Raw genomic sequence first — 4,542 nt, 5'->3', positions numbered from 1 at the left:
CGACGGTGCGCGTCTTTTTGTCGTAGACGACGTTCTCCAGCAGCGTGCCGTACTGAATGGCGTTGTAGATTTCGGGCTCGCTCTCTTCGGTCAGGCCAATAGCCTTGGCGTAGCAGCCGCCCTCAATGTTGAATACGCCGTCGTCGCTCCAGCAGTGCTCGTCGTCGCCGATGAGACGGCGGTTCGCATCGGCAGAGAGCGTCGTTTTGCCGGTACCGCTCAGGCCGAAGAAGAGCGTCACGTCTTCGTCGTCCATGCCCTCGTTGGCGGAGCAGTGCATCGAGAGCACGTCGCGTTTGGGCATCAGGTAATGCATGACGGTGAAGACCCCTTTCTTCATCTCGCCGGCGTACTCGGTGCCCAAGATAACCATCTCGTTGTCCTCGAACGAGAGGTCGACGCTCGTTTTCGAGCTCATGTGTTTGGTCTGGCGGTTCGCCGGAAACTCGCCCGCATTAAAGATCACAAAATCCGGCTCCCCAAAGTCCGCCAGTTCCTCTTCGGTGGGGCGGATGAGCATGTTGTGCATAAAGAGCGCGTGGTACGGGCGCGAACACACAATGCGCACCTTGAGCCGATGGGTGGGATCCCACCCGGCAAACCCGTCGATGACGTAGAGCCGATCGCGGGTGTTGAGGTAGTCCTGCGCGCGCTCACGGTTAATTTCGAAGGTATGGGCGTCGATCTCCATGTTGATCGGGCCCCACCAGATGTCGTCGGCGCTTTCGGGGTGCTTCACGATGCGCTTGTCTGCCGGGCTCCGTCCGGTCTTTTCGCCGGAGCGGATGGTAAGCGCACCGGTATCGGCAATCGCGGCGGTGGGGTCGCGGTGGATGGCTTCTTCGTAGAGACGGGCCGGATCGGCGTTGCGTAAGATAACATCGACATCGATGCCATATGCATCCAGCTTGAGGTCGGACATAGCAGTGCGTTGATTGGGAAGAGGTTGACGGTAAGTGATTCGCCCTATATCCTACAAGATATGAGGATGCAGTGCAAGTGGGAGCAGGGACATTGTCGTGTCGGGGAACTAACCGATTCAACGTGGGGTGTTGCCCGACAGCTGTCCTTCCTCATCAGATTCCTCGGAAGTCTCGTCATCCAGCCGCGTTTGCAAGAGGGCATGGTGATCTGGGAGATCGGAGACGTCGAGCACGTAGGTGCCAAGCTGCACACGCACTGCCTCGGCGTCAGCAATCAGGGCACGCAGCTCCCCGGGAGCGAGAATGGCGTTTTCTTCGGTGAGAATGTTGGGGGTGCGCTCGGCATCTACGGTGTGCACATCGGTCGTTTCGTAGGTCGAGTCATCGATGGTAAAGACCGCCTCTTCGGCCCGGGCCAGAGTCCAATCAGCGGCCTCGGAGCGGAGGATAATCGTCCAGCTTCCGGCCACGTACGAAAGCGCAACCGCAGCTTCGTCAATTGTAGGAGTATCGTTTTCAACCACCGACACGCTGGTAAAGGAGGATTGCAGGTGGTAGTTGCCCGTGTTTTCGTTGACCCCGTCGCGCGCAATGGACTGCGCCTGTCCCGACAGGGGAAGACTCACACAAAGCAGGCTACCGAAAGCGAGTTGCGCAAGAATATGAGTGGCGTAGCGCATTGGCAAAGAGGGTATGATGGATATGACAGCCGACGGTTACATTGAGTGAAATCCCCTCATCATGAAAATCTCCATCATGAAGAATCTATAGGGGCAAGGGGCGTACAGGGTCATGGAACTGTGGGTTTCCCCCGTAAAGCAGGATCATACACGCGCATCCAGCTCATGGATTGCCGTTCATGCCTCAGTACGGATTGTGCTATGGGTTCAGAAGGCGCAGAGCTCCCCATCGTCTTGTCATCCAGATCCTGAATCGAGTTCAGGACAGGCAAGGCGCCCCTGGCGCCGCTGATCCGGGATCCATTCCGCCGGTTGAAGGCTACCTTCACGTCCCGCACGCATCTATCCATTGTGAGATGGATCCCAGATCGTGTGCCGACGGCGGTCGGCATCCGTCTGGGATGACCGTGTAGGGGCATAAACATGCACTTCTGCACGGTCAGCGGCAGGTACATGTATAGCACAACACGTTCTCAGTAGGCGGTTGATGAATAGCAAAGGCTGCAGGCCCCCTCGGCTTTCAGGCGTGGAAAGACGGTACATTTAGTGCGCAGTGGTTGACGGATTGCGCTCGATGGCGGCGCGTCCGCCCAGGGCATTCGTCATGGTTTGCACGAAGGCGTCAACTTGCGAGGGGCGCAGCCCTACGACCCAGCGGGTTACATCGGTGTAGGCGTCGTCGAGGCGGGCGGTGTCGAACTGGCGTAGTACCTGCTCGGCGGCAGCGGTGTCGTCGTAGTCGAACGTGACGGCAACGGGCGTGCGCACAACGGATTCTGTGATTGATGCGGCATCGAGGGCGGCGGCCGTGGCATCCCCATAGGCCCGCACCAGACCGCCGGTGCCCAGCTTGGTGCCGCCGTAGTAGCGCGTCACGATAACGAGCGTATTGGTCAGGTCGCGCCCGTCTATCTGCTGCAAGATTGGCGGTCCGGCAGTGCCAGTGGGCTCGCCATCATCGTTGTAGCGAAAGACATCGCCGCTTGGGTGGATGCGGTAAGCCGTGCAGTGGTGCGTAGCCTGATGACGCTCGGCACGCACCGCCTCAATGCAGGATTCGGCGGCTTCTGTGGTCTCAACCGACAGGGCCTGTGCGATAAATCGCGAGCCCTTGCGCTTGAGTTCGGCGCGTCCGGGCGAAGCGAGCGTGCGGTATGTATCCACCATGACAATGCGAAGGCAGGGGCGAAAGCAAAGCAGTTCGAGAGCGGTGTGCATCCTACACGAGACCGCTTAGGTGGCAATGCCGAAGCGCTCCTCGAAGGCATCGCGGCGGCTGCGGCTTACACGCAGGCGTTTGCCCGAGGCCAGGCGCACCATGTAGCGGTCGTCGTGGTTGGGCAGCACTGCCTCTACATCGTCAAGATTCACAATGGTCGATCGGTGGATGCGGCAGAACTGGTCCGGGTCGAGCTGATCCTCAAGCACTTTCATGCGCTCGCGGATGAGATAGGTTTCGTCGTTACGCAAGTGCAGGCGCACGTACGGCCCGTCGGCGGCACAGTACATCACGTCGTTGACCGTGACGATGCGGACTTCGTTGCGTGTGCGCACCGGGATGCGTTGCAGGTACTCGTTTTCGCTTTCGGCAAGATCGGGGCGAGCCACGCCCAGCAGCCGCTCCAGTTGGTGTTCGAGCTGGTCGGCAGAGCGCATTTCGACCTGGTGGGCTGCGCGGTCGAGGGCTTCATGGAAGCGCTCATCCTCGAACGGCTTCAGCAGATAGTCGAGCGCGGCCAGTTCGAAGGCCTTCAGCGCATGCTGGTCGTACGCCGTCACAAAGATCACGATGGGCATATTCTCAACGCCCACCTCGTTGACCACCTCAATGCCCGTACAGTCGGGCATCTGCACATCCAGGAAGACCACATCGGGGCGATTGGAGCGAATGGCTTCGATGGCGTCGCGCCCGTTGTCGCACACGTCGACAAGCTCGACATCGTCGCGCGTCTTCAGCAGGTCGGTCAGGCGTCGTTGGGCGGGGGGCTCGTCATCAACAACGAGCACGTTAAGCGTAAGCGATTGAGTCATGATCGGTTGGGAGCAGGTCTTCGTCGAAGGAAGATTGCGTATGGTAGGGGAACGTAAGGGTAGCGCGTACGCCGCCTTCGCGTCCGGTTGTAAGCTGAAGCGAGGCGTCGTCGCCGTACATCTGGTTAAGGCGCGAGCGCACGTTGTTGAGCCCGACGCCTTTGGGCAGTTCATCGTCGAGGGCAGCGCCGGGACCGTTGTCTTCCACGGCAAGCATGAGCTGGTCGCCCGACCGTTCGGCTATAATCTCGACCCATCCGGGACTGGAGCGCTTCGTGACGCCATGCTTGATGGCGTTTTCCACGATGGGCTGCAAGATCATGTCGGGCACCATGGCATCGTGCACGTCGGGATTCACATCTTTGCGAACCGTAAGGCGATGTTCGAAGCGTACCTGCATAATGGCGAGGTAGTCGTCGAGCATGTCGAGTTCGCGGGCAAGGGTGGTTTCCTGGGCCCCGTCGTGGTCGAGTGTATGGCGAAGCAGAGCGCTGAGGCGAGCCACCATCTTGCGCACGCCGGCGGGATTGCGCTCGACCATGCTTGAAATGGCATGCAGCGTATTAAAGAGAAAGTGCGGGTTGATCTGCATGCGCAGGGCGTCCAGCCGCGCCTCGGTGAGCTGGGCCTGCAAGCGAGCGGCCTGCATCTGGCGCTCCTGAAAGCGGCGGTAGTAGTCGCGCGCAAAGCCAACTGCAAGAATGGCTGCGTAGATAATCAACTCCCAGAGAAAGCCGAGGCGCACCACATCGTAGAATGACCCGCTGATCACCTCCATTAGCGCCTCACGCTCCTCTGGGGACTTCAGGACGTGGCGGTACACCACGTCGCTGTACGCATCCATGATGGTGGCGATACTTAGCGCTGACAGCAGATGAAGCCCAATGCGCGATACGGAGCGCGCTGGG

5 protein-coding genes are annotated in these 4,542 nt (G+C 59.8%); all 5 read right to left on the bottom strand.

What is annotated here, in order from left to right:
* The coding region (locus tag R6U20_RS09000; RefSeq protein ID WP_410337522.1) for a phosphoenolpyruvate carboxykinase (ATP) at positions 1-922 on the bottom strand (922 nt) is incomplete at its 3' end.
* A 117-nt stretch (positions 923-1,039) separates the two neighbouring features.
* Positions 1,040-1,549 carry a hypothetical protein gene (locus tag R6U20_RS08995; protein ID WP_410337521.1) on the bottom strand — a complete coding sequence of 170 codons (510 nt, stop codon included), beginning with the start codon at positions 1,547-1,549 and terminating at the stop codon, positions 1,040-1,042.
* Between the two features lie 597 nt (positions 1,550-2,146).
* Positions 2,147-2,770: an IMPACT family protein gene (locus R6U20_RS08990; protein WP_410337520.1), complete on the bottom strand. Its 624-nt coding sequence runs from the start codon at positions 2,768-2,770 to the stop codon at positions 2,147-2,149.
* A gap of 66 nt (positions 2,771-2,836) precedes the next feature.
* Complete coding sequence (locus tag R6U20_RS08985) at positions 2,837-3,634, bottom strand: LytR/AlgR family response regulator transcription factor (protein ID WP_410337519.1); 798 nt, start codon at positions 3,632-3,634, stop codon at positions 2,837-2,839.
* The coding region (locus tag R6U20_RS08980; RefSeq protein ID WP_410337518.1) for a sensor histidine kinase at positions 3,612-4,542 on the bottom strand (931 nt) is incomplete at its 5' end. The genes R6U20_RS08980 and R6U20_RS08985, both read right to left, overlap by 23 nt.

This window comes from Longimonas sp. (assembly GCF_046498435.1).
In the GTDB taxonomy this organism is placed as follows: Bacteria; Bacteroidota; Rhodothermia; order Rhodothermales; family Salinibacteraceae; genus Longimonas.
This window is presented reverse-complemented; position numbering and strand designations above follow the sequence as displayed.